Raw genomic sequence first — 17,785 nt, forward strand, 5'->3', positions numbered from 1 at the left:
TCTTAATAGTACCTCATCAGGTAATCGTTTTATTCCATCTCAAATTCATTAGCTTAGCTTTAATTATTTCTACTTTCATGTGTTGGCACACTGATTGCTAGTTCTGTATATATCTTTTGTTATGTAAAAAGTTTGACGGAGCAGCAAATGGACAAATTACTTTATGTTGCCATGAGTGGGGCAAAGCAGAATATGAATGCTTTGGCTGTTCGTGCCAATAATTTAGCTAATGCCAATACTGATGGTTTTAAAGCTGATCTTGCTCAAGCTCGCTCTATGCAAGCATTTGGTGAAGGTCTACCTACACGTGTGTTTGCCATGACAGAAAGTCCCGGACACAACTTTAATTCTGGCCCGATTAAAACTACGGGCCGAGATTTAGACATTGCAATTAAAGATCAAGGTTGGATTGCGGTTCAAAGTAAAGAAGGTGGTGAGGCTTATACCCGTTCTGGGAGTCTAAGTTTTGACAGTACCGGTTTACTGACCAATGGCCGTGGTAATCCAGTGATGGGTGAAGCCGGGCCAATTGTACTGCCTTTACCAATAGATAAAGTTCAAATATCACCTGATGGCATTATTTCTGTAAGACCACAGGGTGCTACCGCGGATGTGATTGAAGAAGTGGCGAGAATTAAATTAGTCAATCCAGATAATGCAGAAATGATGCGTGGCGAAGATGGTTTATTTAGGCTGACATCGGGCTTAAATGCGCCGAATGATCCTAATGTAACCGTTGAGAGCGGCGCAGTTGAAGGAAGTAACGTTAATGCGGTATCGGAAATGGTGGCGTTAATTGACATTCAGCGTCAATACGAAATGCAAGTGAAGATGATGAAAAATGCCGAAGATCTAGATCGCGCATCCTCGTCTTTAATGAGAATTAGTTAGGAGTAATTATTATGCATCCCGCTTTATGGATTAGTAAAACAGGCCTTGATGCCCAACAAACCGATATTGCTGTTATTTCTAACAATGTGGCCAATGCCAGTACCGTTGGCTATAAAAAGAGCCGAGCAGTATTCGAAGATTTACTCTATCAAACCGTCAATCAGGCTGGTGGCATTAGTGCTGATAACACTAAGTTACCCAATGGATTAAACATTGGTGCAGGTACCAAAGTTGTCGCGACGCAGAAAATGTTCACTCAGGGCAATATGCTAACAACTGACAACTCATTGGACTTAATGATTGAAGGTCCGGGTTTTTTTGAAGTTGAAATGCCGGATGGCACAGCAGCTTACACGCGTAACGGCCAATTCAGTCTTGATGAAAATGGTCAAATCGTGACTCCAGGTTCAGGGTATGTTTTACAACCCTCTATTACTATTCCTGATGATGCCACTTCAATAACTGTATCTTCAGAAGGTGAAATCTCGGTTAAATTATCTGGCGCGACAGAAAGTACGGTTGTTGGTCAATTGGCGATGAGTGATTTCATTAATCCATCAGGGTTAGATCCAGTGGGTCAAAACCTTTACACCGAAACGGGTTCAAGCGGCACGCCTATTCAAGGCACTGCATCATTGGACGGTTTAGGGGCGATTCGTCAAGGCGCGCTTGAGACATCGAATGTAAACGTGACTGAAGAGTTAGTGAACCTTATTCAAAGTCAGCGAATTTATGAGATGAACTCTAAAGTGATTTCAGCTGTTGACCAGATGATGTCTTACGTAACGCAAAACTTATAACGTTTGATGATTAGGAGAGGGATGATGAAAACATATCTAGTCATAGCATCAGTTATTGTGCTATCAGCTTGTAGCTCAACCCAAAAAAAGCCCATTCCTGACGATCCATTTTATGCGCCTGTTTATCCTGATGCACCCGCAACTCAGATGGTATCGACAGGCTCTATTTATATGGACCATCAAGCATCGAGTTTATACTCAGATATCAGAGCACATAAAGTGGGCGATATCATTACGGTGTTATTAAATGAGTCAACACAAGCCACTAAAAGTGCTAACAACGAAATTAAAAAAGATTCTAATTTAAGTGTCGATCCGATTTATGCCGGTGGCGGTAATGTCACCATCAAAGGGGTGCCACTCGATTTGCGCTATTCAGATTCTATGGATACCAAACGTGAGTCTGATGCCGATCAGTCAAACAGTTTAGATGGCAGTATCTCAGCCAACGTAATGCAAGTGCTCAGTAACGGTAATCTAGTGATACGTGGTGAAAAATGGATCTCAATCAATAACGGCGATGAATTTATCCGTGTTACAGGCATGGTTCGTAGTCAAGATATCACGCCAGAAAATACCGTTGAATCAACCCGTGTTGCCAATGCCCGTATTCAATACAGTGGTACTGGCACGTTTGCAGATGTCCAAAAAGTGGGTTGGTTAAGCTCCTTCTTTATGGGCGAATGGTGGCCTTTCTAAGGAGTATGCCATGAAGACTAAATCATTTTTAAAAGGTGTGGTTGTTACAGCAGCTATTACTACAATGTTGGCCCTTACAGCGCCTGTTCAAGCGCAACGAATTAAAGATATTGCCAATGTTCAAGGGGTGCGTAGCAACCAATTGATTGGTTATGGTCTTGTTGTTGGCTTACCAGGCACAGGTGAAAAAACTCGTTATACCGAACAAACCTTTAGAACGATGCTGAAAAACTTTGGCATTAACCTACCTGATAATGTTAAACCAAAAACCAAAAACTCTGCTGTGGTAGCAGTACACGCTGAAATGCCAGCATTTATCAAACCTGGTCAAAATCTTGACATTACCGTATCCAGTATTGGTGAAGCCAAAAGTTTACGTGGTGGAACACTGCTGCAAACCTTTCTGAAAGGAGTCGACGGCAATGTTTATGCTATTGCGCAGGGAAGCTTAGTTGTTAGTGGCTTTAGCGCAGAAGGCCTAGATGGTTCGCAAGTTATTCAAAATACCCCAACAGTGGGACGTATTCCTGGTGGTGCAATGGTTGAACGTAGTGTGATGTCGCCTTTTGCTACAGGTGACCACTTGACGTTTAATCTACATCGTTCGGATTTTTCTACGGCAAAGAGCATGGCTGATGCGATTAATAGCTTTTTAGGCCCAGGAATGGCACGCGCGTTAGATGGCACTTCTATTCAAGTCAGTGCGCCACGTGATGCATCTCAACGAGTGTCATTTTTAGCCACATTAGAAAATGTAGAAGTCGAGATAGCCAGCGAGTCGGCGAAAGTGATTGTTAACTCTCGTACAGGCACGATTGTTGTTGGTCAAAATGTGAAGTTAATGCCAGCTGCAGTTACCCATGGCGGTCTAACGGTAACCATTGCTGAGGCCACACAAGTTTCTCAACCTAATGCTTTTGCAAATGGTCAAACAGTTGTCACTACTGATTCAACCATTGATGTGGCCGAAGCTGACAGCCGTATGTTTCTTTTTGACCCTGGTACCACCCTTGATGAGCTTGTGAGAGCGGTAAACCTTGTAGGTGCAGCTCCTTCTGATGTACTTGCAATACTCGAAGCGTTAAAGATGGCAGGCGCTTTGCATGGAGAACTTATCATCATCTAAAAATTGTCGGTACGACTATGGAAAAGCTGTCAAATTCATCGCATTTTCTGGATCTAGGGGGACTAGATTCATTACGTTCTCAAGCTCAGAAAGACGAGAAAGGCGCGCTTAAAGAAGTCGCGAAACAGTTTGAAGGTATCTTCATTCAAATGCTGATGAAAAGCATGCGTGATGCCAATGCCGCTTTTAAATCAGATAGCCCAATGAACAGCCAAACCACCGAGTTTTTTGAAAACATGCGTGATCAACAAATGTCGGTGGATTTATCAGATAAGGGCATGTTGGGCATAGCAGACTTGATGGTGCAGCAGTTATCACCGCAAGATACCCCATTTAGACCTGCGTCAGTGCTTCGTGGTGATATCGATGCAAAAATAAAGCATGGCATGTTCGATAATCATTCTCGTGATGATAAAACGCTAAATCAACCAGCCATACCGTCTTCTAGCATTGCAGTGCATTCTACTCAACAACCGACCATTAATATTGAGCAATTATCTTCGAGCCATGATGCGATTGATGAGGCGGCACTCCAGCAAATTTTGACAGGAAAGTCGGTGACTTCTGTTGCCACGAGTGGCAATCAATTGCCGCAAACGATAAATAAAGCCCCTAGCGAATTTGAAAATCCTGAGCATTTTGTTGCCGTGTTATATCCCCATGCAGAAAAAGCGGCGAAAGCATTAGGTACCACACCAGAAGTCTTGTTAGCACAATCAGCATTAGAAACTGGCTGGGGACAAAAAATGATCCGTCGTCATGATGGTGAGGCCAGTAACAACTTATTCAATATTAAAGCTGATAAGCGCTGGCAAGGTGATAAAGCCTCTGTGAATACCTTGGAGTATGAACAAGGGGTAGCAGTGAAGCAAAAAGCCGACTTCAGAACCTACGACAGTATTGAGCAGAGTTTTAATGATTTTGTGTCATTTATTTCAAATGGCGAGCGTTATCAAGAAGCTAAAAAAGTGGCAGCAGAGCCTGCCAAGTTTATACATGCATTACAAAAAGCTGGTTATGCCACTGATCCTCAATATGCACAAAAAGTGTTGAAGGTGATGGAGTCAGTGACCAATGGGCTTAAGTCTGTATTACCAGGAGAGACTAACTAATGGCTGTTGACTTACTAAACATTGCCCGTACGGGTGTACTGGCTGCGCAATCTCAAATGGGCGTGACCAGTAATAATATTGCCAATGCCAATACGGTGGGTTATCACCGTCAAGTGGCTGAGCAATCGTCATTAGAGTCCCAAAAAATTGGTAATAGTTTTTATGGACAGGGCACTTATGTATCCGATGTTAAACGGATATATAACGACTATGCAGCAAGAGAGTTGCGTATTGGCCAAACTGCAATGAGTGGCGCGGAAACTCGCTACACTAAAATGAACGAAATGGATCAGCTATATTCTCAAATTGGTTCTATGGTTCCTGATAGATTGACTGATTTTTTTGCCAGTATTAATAGTGTCGCCGATCTGCCTACAGATATAGGTATGCGTGACAGTATGTTAGGTGCTGCTCAGCAAACTGCGACTAGCTTAAATCAAATGCAGTCTCACTTAGATTCACAGATGAAGCAAACCAATAGTCAAATTGGCGCTGTTGCAGATCGAATCAATGAAATTAGTACTGAGCTCGCCAATATTAATTTAGAGCTAATGAAATCGGGCGGGCAACAAGATAGCCAGTTACTTGATCAACAAGATGCGTTAATTCTTGAATTAAGTGAATACTCAGAAGTGAATGTGATTCCGTTAGAAAATGGTGGCAAAAGTGTCATGTTGGGCGGCTCTGTGATGCTAGTGTCTGGCGAGGTGGCTATGCAAGTGGGCACAACCACAGGCGACCCTTATCCTAATGAGCCGAGACTGACAACGTCAACAGGTAATCAAACTTTAGTTATTGATGGTTCTAAACTTGGTGGGCAACTCGGTGAGTTATTCAAATTTAGGGATGAAACCTTAATTCCAGTTAACCAAGAGTTAGGACAACTTGCTCTAGGTGTTGCTGATGCATTCAATGAAATGCAGTCTAAGGGTTTTGATTTAAATGGTGAGCTTGGACAGAACATTTTTACCGATATTAATGATCCAACGATGGCAGCTGGCCGAGTTGGCGAATACGAAGGTAATACTGGTACTGTCAAATTAAAAGTTAATATTGATGATGTCGGTCAATTAACAGGGAGTTCATATGAGCTTTCATTTACTGCACCTTCATCTTATGAATTAAAAGATACTAAAACGGGTGAGATCCAAGCGTTAACTTATGATGCTGTGAATAACCAATTAACGGGTGGGGATGGTTTTTCTATTCAAATTGATTCAGTTCCAGCGGGTTTCGCTGATGGTGATAGGTTTGAAATAAGACCAAACGCAGGTGCAGCCGCAGGTATCGGGGTTGAAATGACAGACCCTAAAGGTATTGCAGCAGCAGGCCCTAAAATCATAGGCGAGTCAACAAATTCGGGTGATACGAGTGTTCAGTTAACTAGCATAGATCGTACTAATGCTAACTTCCCGCTCACAGACAGTGAAATCACGATTCAGATTGATACCGTCACTAATACATATCAAGCATTTGATGTCGATGGCACTGCTATTGGTGGACCTACTGCATTTACACCACCTCAAATCAGTACACCTTTTGGATTTGATTTTGAAATCGATGATAGTTCTGCTGGCGGTGTTATTGATACTTATACCTTCGACTTGTCATTTGCTGAAGGTGATAACAGTAATGCAGTTGAAATGGCTAAATTGTCAGATGCAAAATTGATGAATGGTGGCACTACAACCTTAGCCGGTGTTTTTGAGGGCAGTAAATTAGATATTGGCAGTAAAACTAAAGCTGCAGCAGTAACTGTAGCGTCTAATGAAGCGGTTTATCAGCAAGCTTACAATCGAGTACAAAGTGAGTCTGGTGTTAATTTAGATGAAGAAGCAGCTAACCTCATGCGTTTTCAACAGTCATATCAAGCTTCCGCCAGAATCATGACAACTGCTCAGCAGATGTTTGACTCATTGCTTAGTTCTGTTCGCTAGGAGAATCAGTTATGCGAATTTCAACCGCTCAAATGTTTAACCAGAATACTACTAGTATTTCAAAGGGGCAGTCTGCGACCAATAAAATTCTTGAACAGTTGGCAAGCGGCAAAAAGATTAATACTGCTGGCGATGATCCTGTGGCGGCAATTGGTGTTGATACCTTAAGGCAGAAAAACGCACTAGTTGATCAATATGTCAAAAATGTTGATTACGCTCAAAAGCACCTTGGATTAAGTGAAAGCAAACTAGGCAGCACTGAAACCTTGATGGGCAGTATGCGTGAACAGTTACAACGCGCTGCAAACGGCAGTCTATCTCAGTCTGAACGACAAATGATTGCCGATGAAATGAAAGATAGCTTAGAAGAGTTAATGTCGATAGCCAACACTAAAGACGAGTCTGGCAATTATATTTTCGCGGGAAACAACACGAATAACCCTCCGTTTGCTTTTGATAACAATGGCGAAATTGTTTATAGCGGAGATAGCGGAGAGCGGCAAAGTATTGTTGCCTCCGGTGTCACCGTAGGAACAAATGTGCCAGGGGATACGGTATTTATGAATGCCTCAAACCCTTTAGGTGACTATGGCGTCAATTATCTGCCATCCCAACAAGGTGACTTTACCGTAGATAAGGCGGCAATATTTGATTCCGCTGCTCATGTTGAAGATACCTACACGTTTAAATTTGTTGATAACGCCGGAGTATTGGATTTACAAATAGAAGACTCTGGCGGAGCAGTTATTTCTACAGTGCCCAATTTTGATTCAAGTAACCCTGTAAGCTTTAACGGTATTGAGGTTCAATTGTCTGGACAGCCCGTTGCTGGTGACTCTTTCACTATGGAACCGCAAGAAACGGTCAGTATTTTAGATAGTTTTAACGAAGCTATAACTATGCTTGAAGATCCTTCTTTTGCAGATTCACCGCAAGGGAACTCAAAGTTGGCACAGCTATTGAATGATATCGATAGTGGTCAAAATCAAGTCAGTGCGGCAAGAAGTATTGCAGGCAATAGCTTGAAGAGTTTAGAAAGTATCTCTACAAATCACGCAGAAGAAAAAATCGTTAATGACAGTGCTTTATCCATGCTTGAAGATTTGGATTATGCAGCAGCAATAACTGAGTTTGAAAAACAGCAACTGGCATTAAATGCCGTGTCGAGTGTATTCGGCAAAGTCGGTTCTATTTCGTTGTTTGACTATATCTAGCAGGTTTTTGAATCTAGCAAGATATGTAAACAATAATGACCCACGTTAAATTGTAAAATTTAGCCAAGCTCCAAAGTCTTGGCAACAAAACTAAGAATGAGGATTTATTTATGGCTATTACAGTAAATACAAACGTTACATCAATGAAAGCGCAGAAGAACTTAAATACTTCAACTCAGGGGCTTTCAACCTCGATGGAGCGTTTATCATCTGGTTTACGTATTAATAGTGCGAAAGACGATGCTGCAGGTCTGGCAATCTCTAACCGCTTGAACTCTCAAGTTCGCGGCTTAGAGGTTGGGATGCGTAATGCTAACGATGCAATCTCTATCGCGCAGATTTCTGAAGGTGCGATGCAAGAGCAAACAAATATGTTGCAACGCATGCGTGACTTAACTATTCAATCTGAAAATGGTGCTAACAGCCCAGAAGATAATTTAGCTATTAAAGCTGAAATGGATGAATTAGCTTTAGAGATTACAGAAATTGGCAACAACACAGCTTTTGGTGATACAAAGCTAATGTCAGGCGGCTTTGCCGCTGGTAAAAGCTTCCAAGTCGGTCATCAGGCTGGTGAAACCATTACTATCAGCGTAAATAAAACTGATGCAAGCTCACTATCAGTAGATGGGTTAGATAATGCTTCCGCTGGCGACCGTACCGCTGCGCTAGGTGCAATTGATGCAGCGATTAAGTCAATTGATACACAACGTGCAGACTTAGGTGCGAAACAGAACCGTCTAGCTCATAACATTGCGAACAGTGCTAATACTCAAGCAAACGTGGCTGATGCTAAGAGCCGTATCGTGGATGTGGATTTCGCTAAAGAAACTGCTGAAATGACCAAAAATCAGGTATTACAACAAACAGGTAGTTCAATGCTTGCACAAGCGAATCAATTACCTCAAGTTGCACTTTCGTTACTGGGCTAATTTACATCCTAGAAATGTAGTTTAGTTAATCAATTGCATAAAAAGCCATATCCATTTTTGAATGAATATGGCTTTTTTAATGCCTGTAAGCCACTGTTTTCTAGCTAATATGATAAATGTTCGAAAAATGTTCAAATAATTTCTAAAGTATCTTAAAACGCTGCCGTTAAAGTATTTGTAACCCAATAGACCCGCCTGGCAATCAAGACAGGCAATGTTTTAAAGCCAGGTATAAAGAGGAATCAAATTATGGCTATTACAGTAAATACAAACGTAACGTCAATGAAAGCACAAAAGAACCTTAACTCGTCAACAAATGGTCTCGCTACCTCAATGGAGCGTTTGTCTTCAGGTTTACGTATTAATAGTGCAAAAGATGATGCTGCTGGTTTAGCAATTTCAAACCGTTTGAATTCTCAAGTTAGAGGTTTGGAAGTTGGTATGCGTAATGCTAATGATGCAATTTCTATTGCGCAAATTTCTGAAGGCGCAATGCAAGAGCAAACCAATATGCTTCAGCGAATGCGTGACCTAACGGTACAATCAGAAAACGGTGCAAACAGCGCAGATGATAATTTAGCCATTAAAGCTGAGATGGATGAATTAGCTTTAGAAATTACTGAAATTGGTAATAACACGGCGTTTGGTGATACTAAGCTAATGTCAGGCGGCTTTGCCGCTGGTAAAAGTTTCCAAGTTGGTCATCAGGCTGGTGAAAATATCACCATCACGGTTGCGAAAACTGATGCAAGCTCACTATCAGTAGACGGGTTAGATAATGCTTCAGCTGGCGACCGTACAGCTTCTTTAACTGCAATTGATGCAGCGATTAAGTCTATTGATACTCAACGAGCAGATTTAGGTGCAAAACAAAACCGCTTAGCACACAACATTGCTAACAGTGCTAATACTCAGGCGAACGTTGCCGATGCTAAGAGTCGTATTGTTGATGTCGATTTCGCGAAAGAAACGGCTGAAATGACCAAGAACCAAGTTCTACAGCAAACAGGTTCTTCTATGTTGGCGCAAGCGAACCAACTGCCTCAAATAGCATTATCTCTTCTTTAATCGAAAAGTAAGCTAAAGTTCGATTAAAAACGATTTAAAGAAGGGAGATTCTACTAGAATCTCCCTTTTTTTAATCAAATTGTTTTTTCTGGGGGTATAATATGACTATGGAATTAAATCTTAATGGTCCTCAACAAGTTGTATCTGACTATATAGGAACTCAGCGATTAGCTGAAAATAACATTAAAGACAATGAAGACAAGTTTAAAGTGTCCGAATTGACTAAGGCTGAATCGCTCACAGAAGAAACGGCAAAAGAAAAGCCCAAAGAAAAGCCCAAAGATGTTGAGGTTGCAGAGCTCGTTGATGAACTCAATAGCATGGTATCACTGATGCGTAAAGGGTTAGCCTTTAAAATTGATGATGAGTCGGGTAAGCAAATCGTCAATGTTCTCGATCTTGACTCTGGCGATATTATTCGTCAAATTCCAAATGAAGAAGCATTAGAGTTATCGCAAAAATTAGCAGAAGTGGCTGGTTTTTTGCTTAAAACAGAAGCGTAAGTCAAATTTAGCTAGTAGCATTTTAGGAGTACATCATGGCATTAACAGCAACCGGTATAGGATCTGGATTAGATATTAACACTATTGTTGGTGTGTTAGTTGATGCCGAAAAGCTTCCTAAAGAAGCCTTATTTGATAAAACGGAAGAAACGATTGAATCAAAAGTTTCGGGTATTGGTACTTTAAAAAGTAAGTTAGCCACATTCCAAGATGCGCTAGAAAAATTAACTGATCCAGATTCTTTGAATATCAGAAATGTCTCAACGGGTGACAGCATTTATTTTGGTGCTACAGCCGACAAAACTGCACAAACTGGCAACTATCAAATTCAAGTGGAGCAATTAGCTTCCTCGCATAAAATTGCTGGAACGAATGTTGCTGATGCAACGTCTGCAGTTGGTCAAGGTAGCCTCGATTTATCGGTAAATGGTGAAGCGTTTTCAGTTGATATAGAAGCAACAGATAGCCTTAAAGATATTGCAGATAAAATAAATAGCGCTGATGACAATTCAGGTGTTACGGCCACCATTATTACAAGTGACGCCGGCAGTCGTTTGGTATTTAGTTCTGATGAAACTGGAACCGATAACGAAGTTTCTGTCGTTGCAAATGACACCGCAGGCTCTGGCTTAAATGATATGTTTGGCTCAGGTAATCTGACCACATTAAGTGATGCAAAAAACTCAATAGTTTACATTGATGGGCAAAAAGTGACTTCACAATCTAATGAAGTCAAAGATGCCATTGTTGGAGTGACTTTATCACTGACCGAAGCCGATATGAGTAAGACATCTACATTAAAAATAGAACAAGATGATGAAAGCGTAAAAGACAATATTCAAGGTTTTGTTGATGCATACAATAGTTTAGTCGATTCAATTAGTAGTCTTTCGAAATATGATGTAGAAAATGAGGAAGCAGCCGCTTTACAAGGTGACTCAATGATACGTTCAATTGAGTCACAAATGCGCAGTGTTATTAGCACTCGAGTCGATGTCGATGGCAGTTCTAGCGCACTATATGATATTGGTATTGAAACTGACCGTTACGGAAAACTGTCAATTGATAGCACTAAACTGGATAAAGTCATTAGCGAAGATATGAATTTAGTAGAAGGTTTATTCGCTTCTCCTGATACCGGTATTGCTAATCGATTAGATACACTCGTTGAGAGTTATGTTGAGTCTGGAGGCATAATTGATGGCCGCAACACCAGTTTAACGAAAGAGCAAAGCCGTTTAGATGATCAACGTGAATCGTTTAGTTTAAAAATGGAGATGCTAGAAGCAAGATTATTTAAACAATTTAATGCGATGGATTTAGTTGTCGCGCAAATGAATCAACAGAGTTCGGGCTTGGTGGAGAGACTCAACTCTTTACCTGGTGTTGTTCCTCAATCATAAGTTTAAGGTATTCCGTTGCTAGAGAATATTAATCAACGTGTCGATGATACGCTTAATGAGCTAGAAAATTTACCTTCAGAAGATGAGAAGTCTGACGAGCTGGTATTGAAATTGCAAGAGTTGATACAGGAGCGTCAAATTTTACTTGATGATTTTAAAGATGACAATGTTGAAGTAGTACGAACCGTTTTGAATGAGCAATTATTGATTACTCAATCTTTTGAAAAACGCGCTAGTAAAGTACTTTTACATATTCAATCTTTGCTTAATCTCAGAAAGAAAAATCAGCGCCAGATTAGTATTTATCAATCAGTCGATTCAAACAAGTAGCGAAGGTGACCTATGAGAGGTTCAATTAAATCTTACCGTAAAGTATCTATCGATAGTGAGTTAGCTGTTGCTTCCCCACATCGTATAATCCAAATGATGTTCGATGGTGCTTTGTTGCGTTTAGCTCAAAGTCGCTACGCAATCGAAACGCAAGACTTACAAGGTAAAGGCGTTGCAATTAACAAAGCCATTGGAATTATAAACGGCTTAAATAATAGCTTGAATATGGATGTAAAAGACTCTGTAGCAGGCAATTTAAGTGAGCTTTATGACTTTATGTTACGTCGTATTTCAGAGGCAAATATGAATAATGATGTTAAAGCGATTGATGATGTTTCAGGTATTCTTCGAACCATCAAAGAAGGCTGGGATGCCATTCCTCAAGATATGCACTTGATGACTTCAGAAGCAAGTTGATACTAAGTGTTACGATTGTAAAACAGGCGCCAATGGCGTCTTTTTTATTGCTGATAAGTTTTAAGGTTGCAGTTAAACTGAATCCTCGTTTTATTTACTTTTTGAAATAAAATGTTGAAACCTGCCTATAAAAACAACTGTTGGTGACTTAAATCAACTGCATGGTAGAATAATGTCTTCTGATGCTTGATTCTCATGCTCTGATAATACAATATTTAATTTTTGCGTATTCGTTTAAACTTTATTGCTGGTTTGGCTATATTTAAGTAAAGATTAAAAAATATGAGTATGCATTCTGCTATGTTAATGTTTATATTATAATTGTGTCTTCTGACTCAAAAAATATAGCGTGATAATCAATATTCAAGTCTAGACTCTGTAATGTGTGCTAACTCTATGGTGTTTGCAAATAGACAGCCAATAACATGAATATGACTTTGAATAACTAATAACTAGAGCTTTGGCCTTCTTAATGATGCAAATAGAACAACGAATTTTAATTGTTGCTGAACCTTCTGAGCGAGTCTCTCGTCTTTGTTGTATTTTTGAATTCTTAGATGAAAAACATCATGTCATCTCTACTGATGATCTTGCGTCATTATCACGTGAATCTCGTTTTAGAGCCTTAGTCATTGATACTGAATCAGTATCGCCAGAGTTTATTAAAGATGTTCAGTCATCCATTCCTTGGCAGCCAGTATTATTGATCGGTACGCTTGAAATTAATGGTGTTAATGTACTTGGCACTATTGATGAGCCTATCAATTACCCACAATTAACTGAGCTACTCCATTTTTGCCAAGTTTATGGTCAAGCTAAGCAACCGCAAATTCCCACTAGTGCGAATCAGACAAAGTTATTTAGATCTCTTGTTGGACGAAGTGAAGGGATAGCCAATGTTCGTCATCTGATAAGCCAAGTTGCCACTTCAGGTGCGACTGTTTTAGTATTAGGTCAGTCAGGTACAGGTAAAGAAGTTGTAGCCCGCAATATTCATTACATGTCAGAGCGACGGGATGGTCCTTTTATTCCGGTAAACTGTGGCGCAATTCCACCTGAATTATTAGAAAGTGAACTCTTTGGACATGAAAAAGGCTCATTTACTGGCGCAATTTCAACCCGTAAAGGCCGTTTTGAATTAGCTGAGAATGGCACACTATTTCTAGATGAAATCGGTGATATGCCGCTACAAATGCAGGTTAAGTTACTACGCGTATTGCAGGAAAAAGTATTTGAAAGAGTGGGTGGTTCTAAAACTATTACCACTGATGTGAGGGTTGTCGCTGCAACACATCGTGATTTAGAAACGATGATAAATGATAATTTATTTCGTGAAGATCTTTATTATCGATTGAATGTCTTTCCAATCGAAATGCCATCGCTGAGCGAGCGCCGTGATGATGTGCCTCTTTTACTGCAGGAATTGGTGAGCAGAGTCTTCAATGAAGGGCGGGGTAAAATCCGTTTTACCCAGCGTGCAATAGAATCATTAAAAGAACATAACTGGTCAGGAAACGTGCGTGAGTTATCTAACTTGGTAGAGCGCCTGACGATACTTTTCCCTGGCGGATTGGTCGATGTTAATGATTTACCGCGAAAGTATCGTTATATCGATGTGCCAGAGTACAGTGTTGAAATTAGCGAAGAGCAACAAGAGCGTGATGCATTAGCGTCAATTTTCAGTGATGATGAACCTATTGAGATCCCTGAAACCCGTTTCCCAAGTGAATTACCGCCAGAAGGTGTTAACCTAAAAGATTTATTAGCTGAGCTAGAAATCGATATGATCCGCCAAGCTCTAGAGCAACAAGATAATGTGGTTGCTAGAGCAGCAGAAATGTTGGGGATTAGACGAACAACCTTAGTTGAAAAAATGCGTAAATATGGCATGAGCAAAGATTAACCAGTTTTGCCATAAACAGTTACACTAAAGCATGCCTCATGGCATGCTTTTTTATGCTTATGATTTACACATAACGTTTTGGCACACCAAATGCATCAGCTTACACAAAAGTTAATATTTTGACGGAGTGGCTATGTTTTCGGCGCACAGCAGTTTAGCACAATCGATGGTAGAGCCTAATTCTATTACAGAAGTGGGATCGAATTATAATGCCTCAAATTCCTATGCTCTTAACGATACGGCTCAAGAAAGCTCCTATTCAGCACCTCAAGGATTAGACTGTCAAGAAGTCGGTTCTCAAGTGCCTGATAATCAAGACCTTTACACCTCAAAAAACGATAATCTTTCCGTGGCTTCAGCAAGCGTTAATCATGATTTAGCTGGACAAATAGCCCGTTCAGCACCGCAAAAGGCGGCGAATATGTCAAATCAAATGGCGCACATTCTGCAAGCGATGCCTTCAGGTGTTGTTATCATTAATGGTGATGGACTGGTTACATTGGCAAACCCTGTGGCAACAGAGCTTTTAGGTAGACCGCTACAAGGGGCTAAATGGTTCGATATTATTAACCGCGCTTTTTCACCGCAAGAAGATGATGGCCATGAAGTCTCACTTAAAAACGGGCGAAGAGTTAAACTGGCTATTACTCCGTTAACGCCAGAACCTGGACAATTAATTGTTTTAACAGATTTAACCGAAACGCGTTTATTACAGAAAAATTTGTCGCACCTCCAACGCTTATCGGCGTTAGGAAAAATGGTCGCAACCTTGGCTCACCAGGTAAGAACACCGCTTTCTGCCGCTATGTTATATGCATCTAACCTTGCTAGTCCAAAACTGAATGATACGGCTAAAAAACGATTTCAAACTAAATTAGTCGACAGGTTGAATGAACTTGAGCGACAAGTAAATGACATGCTGTTAATGGCTAAAAATAAGCAAGATGATGCATCCCAGGTGACTGACGTTGAAGATATTATCGAACCTGTACTTGCTAGTTGTGAACCCATTGCTGAAAAAAACCAGTGTCAGTTAAATTATTTTAATCAAGCTAGTGAACGAATGTTAGCTAATAGTAATGCGCTAAGTTCAGCAATTAATAACCTTGTTATGAATAGCTTAGAGGCTAATGCCACAGAAATTAGAATCATTACAGCTTCATCTAATACTCATATTAATATTGATGTTATTGATAATGGCAAAGGATTAGCAGCTGATATGCAGCAACAGATTCTAGAGCCATTTTTTACAACCAAAAGCCAAGGTACAGGTTTAGGCTTAGCAGTTGTTCAAACGGTAGTAAGAAATCATAAAGGGACAGTGCAAGTCTCATCACAACCAAATAAAGGCTGTTTAATCAGATTGTCATTCCCGATTTATCAATCGCATCAAACTCAGACGACAGGTTTCGAAAGTGAAGTGTTAAACAATGAAGCATTAGCTGATAACAACATTACAGATAACGACTTTAGTAGAACAGAACGTGGCGCAGAAAATCACAATAGCCCGGAGGCATCACATGGGTGAAGCAAAACTATTACTCGTTGAAGATGACGCATCTTTACGTGAGGCCTTACTCGACACCTTACTGCTGGCAAGCTATGAATGTGTTGATGTTGCATCTGCAGAAGATGCAATTCTTGCACTCAAGTCAACAGAATTTGATTTGGTTATTAGTGATGTTCAAATGGAAGGCATTGGTGGTATAGGCTTGTTAAATTATTTACAGCAGCAAAACTGTAAAGTGCCAGTGCTACTGATGACCGCTTATGCAACCATTGATAGTGCGGTTAGTGCGATTAAACTTGGTGCTGTTGATTATCTAGCGAAACCATTTGCGCCAGAAGTACTACTTAACCAAGTGTCACGTTATTTACCCCTAAAGCAAAATCTTGATCAGCCTGTGGTGGCTGATGACAAAAGTTTGGCATTACTTTCTATTGCCCAGCGTGTAGCCAGTTCAGATGCGTCAGTGATGATTATGGGGCCAAGTGGTTCAGGCAAAGAGGTATTGTCACGATACATACATCAAAATAGCTCGCGTTCACAACAACCCTTTATTGCAATTAATTGTGCCGCCATTCCAGAAAATATGCTCGAAGCGACATTATTTGGTTATGAAAAAGGCGCTTTTACTGGCGCATACCAAGCTTGTCCCGGTAAATTTGAACAAGCTCAAGGTGGTACGATTTTATTAGATGAAATTTCAGAAATGGAATTAGGTCTACAAGCTAAGCTACTGCGAGTGTTACAAGAACGAGAAGTTGAACGTTTAGGTGGGCGTAAAACTATTTCTCTTGATGTGCGTGTACTTGCTACTTCTAACAGAGACTTAAAAGAAATGGTGGCATCAGGCGGTTTCAGAGAAGATTTATATTATCGAATTAACGTATTCCCGTTAACTTGGCCTGCTTTGAATCAACGACCAGCTGATATCTTACCACTTGCGCGTCATTTATTGGTTAAGCATGCTAAGAATGCCAATATCTCACCTGTGCCGACTTTGGATGAAGTGGCTTGTAGACGTTTGTTGACTTATCGCTGGCCAGGAAATGTTCGTGAGCTGGATAATGTGATTCAACGAGCACTCATTCTTCATACTGGAGAGGCTATTTCAACAGCAGATATCATATTAGATTCAAATGAAGTTGAATTACAGCAACCTGAACCTACTCAAGTCAAACCTGTAGTTGAAAATGAAGGACTTGGTGATGAGTTAAAAGCTCAAGAGCATGTAATTATTCTTGAGACACTTAACCAGTGTAATGGTAGCCGCAAAGATGTAGCGGAAAAGCTAGGCATCAGTGCTAGAACCTTACGTTATAAAATGGCCAAGATGCGCGATATGGGAATACAAGTCCCTGCCTAGCTTTTAGCTAGACTCCTACAAAGTAAACCTGATCTAGCTTTCGATCAGGTTTACTTGTTCACTTGCTAGTCAAACAGTCATCCATTAGTAATAAAATCACCCAAACTATCGCGTTAATTCTATTGTTGGCATCCTACTTGCTAAATCTATTGTAACTGGTTTTTAGTCGTCAAATATCCGACGAATAGGAGATTACAATGCAGATTAGCTCGAATCCTTTCTTACAAGAAATGCAATCACTTCGTGGTGAAATCTCGCCTAATCTTCGCTCACCTATCCAACCGGATATGATCCAGAAAGTAGGCAATACTTCAGGTGCAGACTTCGGAGAATTGCTTTCTCAAGCTGTTGGCGGTGTGACAGAGTTACAGAAAAACTCGGCTAATCTAGCCACTCGTTTAGAGATGGGTGATTCTACGGTAACTTTATCAGATACCGTTATTGCTCGTGAAAAATCTGGTGTGGCTTTTGAAGCGACAGTACAGGTAAGAAATAAGCTTGTCGAAGCTTACAAAGAAATTATGAGCATGCCTGTTTAGGCCTCTTTATCAGATTAGAAAGTAGGTAATTATTGTGAGTA

Annotated in this window: 17 protein-coding genes; all 17 read left to right on the forward strand. The window is 40.5% G+C overall.

The genetic code is table 11. From position 1 onward, the window contains the following. Positions 1 to 147: 147 nt before the first annotated feature. The 17 genes from flgF to fliE all read left to right on the forward strand — a co-directional run bounded on the left by flgF (position 148) and on the right by fliE (position 17,744). Positions 148 to 891, forward strand: coding sequence for a flagellar basal-body rod protein FlgF (gene flgF / locus L2737_RS05635; protein ID WP_102528995.1), 744 nt, complete (start codon positions 148 to 150; stop codon positions 889 to 891). An 11-nt stretch (positions 892 to 902) separates the two neighbouring features. Beyond that, on the forward strand, positions 903 to 1,691 hold the full coding sequence (gene flgG, locus L2737_RS05640; protein WP_102528996.1) for a flagellar basal-body rod protein FlgG: 789 nt from the start codon (positions 903 to 905) through the stop codon (positions 1,689 to 1,691). A 24-nt stretch (positions 1,692 to 1,715) separates the two neighbouring features. Continuing rightward, entirely contained in the window at positions 1,716 to 2,390 is a 675-nt protein-coding gene (gene flgH / locus L2737_RS05645; RefSeq protein ID WP_102528997.1) for a flagellar basal body L-ring protein FlgH, read from the forward strand. 64 nt (positions 2,391 to 2,454) lie between these two features. Then, positions 2,455 to 3,516: a flagellar basal body P-ring protein FlgI gene (locus L2737_RS05650; RefSeq protein ID WP_241906460.1), complete on the forward strand. Its 1,062-nt coding sequence runs from the start codon at positions 2,455 to 2,457 to the stop codon at positions 3,514 to 3,516. Positions 3,517 to 3,533: 17 nt separating this feature from the next. Next, positions 3,534 to 4,628, forward strand: a complete 1,095-nt coding sequence (gene flgJ / locus L2737_RS05655; RefSeq protein WP_248955045.1) for a flagellar assembly peptidoglycan hydrolase FlgJ — start codon at positions 3,534 to 3,536, stop codon at positions 4,626 to 4,628. Next, positions 4,628 to 6,565 carry a flagellar hook-associated protein FlgK gene (gene flgK / locus L2737_RS05660; protein ID WP_248955046.1) on the forward strand — a complete coding sequence of 646 codons (1,938 nt, stop codon included), beginning with the start codon at positions 4,628 to 4,630 and terminating at the stop codon, positions 6,563 to 6,565. Before flgJ ends, flgK begins: the two co-directional genes overlap by 1 nt. 11 nt (positions 6,566 to 6,576) lie before the next feature. After that, positions 6,577 to 7,779: a flagellar hook-associated protein FlgL gene (gene flgL, locus L2737_RS05665; RefSeq protein WP_248955047.1), complete on the forward strand. Its 1,203-nt coding sequence runs from the start codon at positions 6,577 to 6,579 to the stop codon at positions 7,777 to 7,779. Between the two features lie 110 nt (positions 7,780 to 7,889). Continuing rightward, the gene (locus tag L2737_RS05670; protein ID WP_248955048.1) at positions 7,890 to 8,711 is read left to right on the forward strand and encodes a flagellin N-terminal helical domain-containing protein; all 822 of its coding nucleotides are present in this window, start codon (positions 7,890 to 7,892) and stop codon (positions 8,709 to 8,711) included. A 249-nt stretch (positions 8,712 to 8,960) separates the two neighbouring features. Next, on the forward strand, positions 8,961 to 9,779 hold the full coding sequence (locus tag L2737_RS05675) for a flagellin N-terminal helical domain-containing protein (RefSeq protein ID WP_248955049.1): 819 nt from the start codon (positions 8,961 to 8,963) through the stop codon (positions 9,777 to 9,779). Positions 9,780 to 9,880: 101 nt separating this feature from the next. Beyond that, positions 9,881 to 10,282, forward strand: a complete 402-nt coding sequence (locus tag L2737_RS05680) for a flagellar protein FlaG (RefSeq protein WP_248955050.1) — start codon at positions 9,881 to 9,883, stop codon at positions 10,280 to 10,282. Positions 10,283 to 10,317: 35 nt separating this feature from the next. Then, the gene (gene fliD, locus L2737_RS05685; protein WP_248955051.1) at positions 10,318 to 11,685 is read left to right on the forward strand and encodes a flagellar filament capping protein FliD; all 1,368 of its coding nucleotides are present in this window, start codon (positions 10,318 to 10,320) and stop codon (positions 11,683 to 11,685) included. 15 nt (positions 11,686 to 11,700) lie between these two features. Next, positions 11,701 to 12,015, forward strand: coding sequence for a hypothetical protein (locus L2737_RS05690; protein WP_248955052.1), 315 nt, complete (start codon positions 11,701 to 11,703; stop codon positions 12,013 to 12,015). Positions 12,016 to 12,027: 12 nt separating this feature from the next. Next, the gene (fliS, locus tag L2737_RS05695) at positions 12,028 to 12,432 is read left to right on the forward strand and encodes a flagellar export chaperone FliS (protein WP_248955053.1); all 405 of its coding nucleotides are present in this window, start codon (positions 12,028 to 12,030) and stop codon (positions 12,430 to 12,432) included. A gap of 472 nt (positions 12,433 to 12,904) precedes the next feature. Beyond that, positions 12,905 to 14,335 (forward strand): sigma-54 dependent transcriptional regulator, encoded by a 1,431-nt coding sequence (locus tag L2737_RS05700; protein ID WP_248955054.1) that lies wholly within the window; start codon positions 12,905 to 12,907, stop codon positions 14,333 to 14,335. A gap of 133 nt (positions 14,336 to 14,468) precedes the next feature. Beyond that, complete coding sequence (locus L2737_RS05705) at positions 14,469 to 15,863, forward strand: sensor histidine kinase (RefSeq protein WP_248955055.1); 1,395 nt, start codon at positions 14,469 to 14,471, stop codon at positions 15,861 to 15,863. Next, a complete protein-coding gene (locus tag L2737_RS05710) occupies positions 15,856 to 17,205 on the forward strand; it encodes a sigma-54-dependent transcriptional regulator (RefSeq protein ID WP_229369250.1) in 1,350 nt (449 codons plus the stop codon). Before L2737_RS05705 ends, L2737_RS05710 begins: the two co-directional genes overlap by 8 nt. A 197-nt stretch (positions 17,206 to 17,402) precedes the next feature. Next, positions 17,403 to 17,744 (forward strand): flagellar hook-basal body complex protein FliE, encoded by a 342-nt coding sequence (gene fliE / locus L2737_RS05715; protein ID WP_102529009.1) that lies wholly within the window; start codon positions 17,403 to 17,405, stop codon positions 17,742 to 17,744. Positions 17,745 to 17,785: the final 41 nt, after the last annotated feature.

Origin of the sequence: Shewanella electrodiphila (assembly GCF_023283985.1) — a bacterium.
GTDB lineage: Bacteria > Pseudomonadota > Gammaproteobacteria > Enterobacterales > Shewanellaceae > Shewanella > Shewanella electrodiphila.

Coding starts and splice junctions, on each gene's coding strand:
- flgF (WP_102528995.1), top strand. CDS start 148: ATGGACAAATTACTTTATGTTGCCATGAGTGGGGCAAAGCAGAATATG.
- flgG (WP_102528996.1), top strand. CDS start 903: ATGCATCCCGCTTTATGGATTAGTAAAACAGGCCTTGATGCCCAACAA.
- flgH (WP_102528997.1), top strand. CDS start 1,716: ATGAAAACATATCTAGTCATAGCATCAGTTATTGTGCTATCAGCTTGT.
- L2737_RS05650 (WP_241906460.1), top strand. CDS start 2,455: ATGTTGGCCCTTACAGCGCCTGTTCAAGCGCAACGAATTAAAGATATT.
- flgJ (WP_248955045.1), top strand. CDS start 3,534: ATGGAAAAGCTGTCAAATTCATCGCATTTTCTGGATCTAGGGGGACTA.
- flgK (WP_248955046.1), top strand. CDS start 4,628: ATGGCTGTTGACTTACTAAACATTGCCCGTACGGGTGTACTGGCTGCG.
- flgL (WP_248955047.1), top strand. CDS start 6,577: ATGCGAATTTCAACCGCTCAAATGTTTAACCAGAATACTACTAGTATT.
- L2737_RS05670 (WP_248955048.1), top strand. CDS start 7,890: ATGGCTATTACAGTAAATACAAACGTTACATCAATGAAAGCGCAGAAG.
- L2737_RS05675 (WP_248955049.1), top strand. CDS start 8,961: ATGGCTATTACAGTAAATACAAACGTAACGTCAATGAAAGCACAAAAG.
- L2737_RS05680 (WP_248955050.1), top strand. CDS start 9,881: ATGACTATGGAATTAAATCTTAATGGTCCTCAACAAGTTGTATCTGAC.
- fliD (WP_248955051.1), top strand. CDS start 10,318: ATGGCATTAACAGCAACCGGTATAGGATCTGGATTAGATATTAACACT.
- fliS (WP_248955053.1), top strand. CDS start 12,028: ATGAGAGGTTCAATTAAATCTTACCGTAAAGTATCTATCGATAGTGAG.
- L2737_RS05700 (WP_248955054.1), top strand. CDS start 12,905: ATGATGCAAATAGAACAACGAATTTTAATTGTTGCTGAACCTTCTGAG.
- L2737_RS05705 (WP_248955055.1), top strand. CDS start 14,469: ATGTTTTCGGCGCACAGCAGTTTAGCACAATCGATGGTAGAGCCTAAT.
- L2737_RS05710 (WP_229369250.1), top strand. CDS start 15,856: ATGGGTGAAGCAAAACTATTACTCGTTGAAGATGACGCATCTTTACGT.
- fliE (WP_102529009.1), top strand. CDS start 17,403: ATGCAGATTAGCTCGAATCCTTTCTTACAAGAAATGCAATCACTTCGT.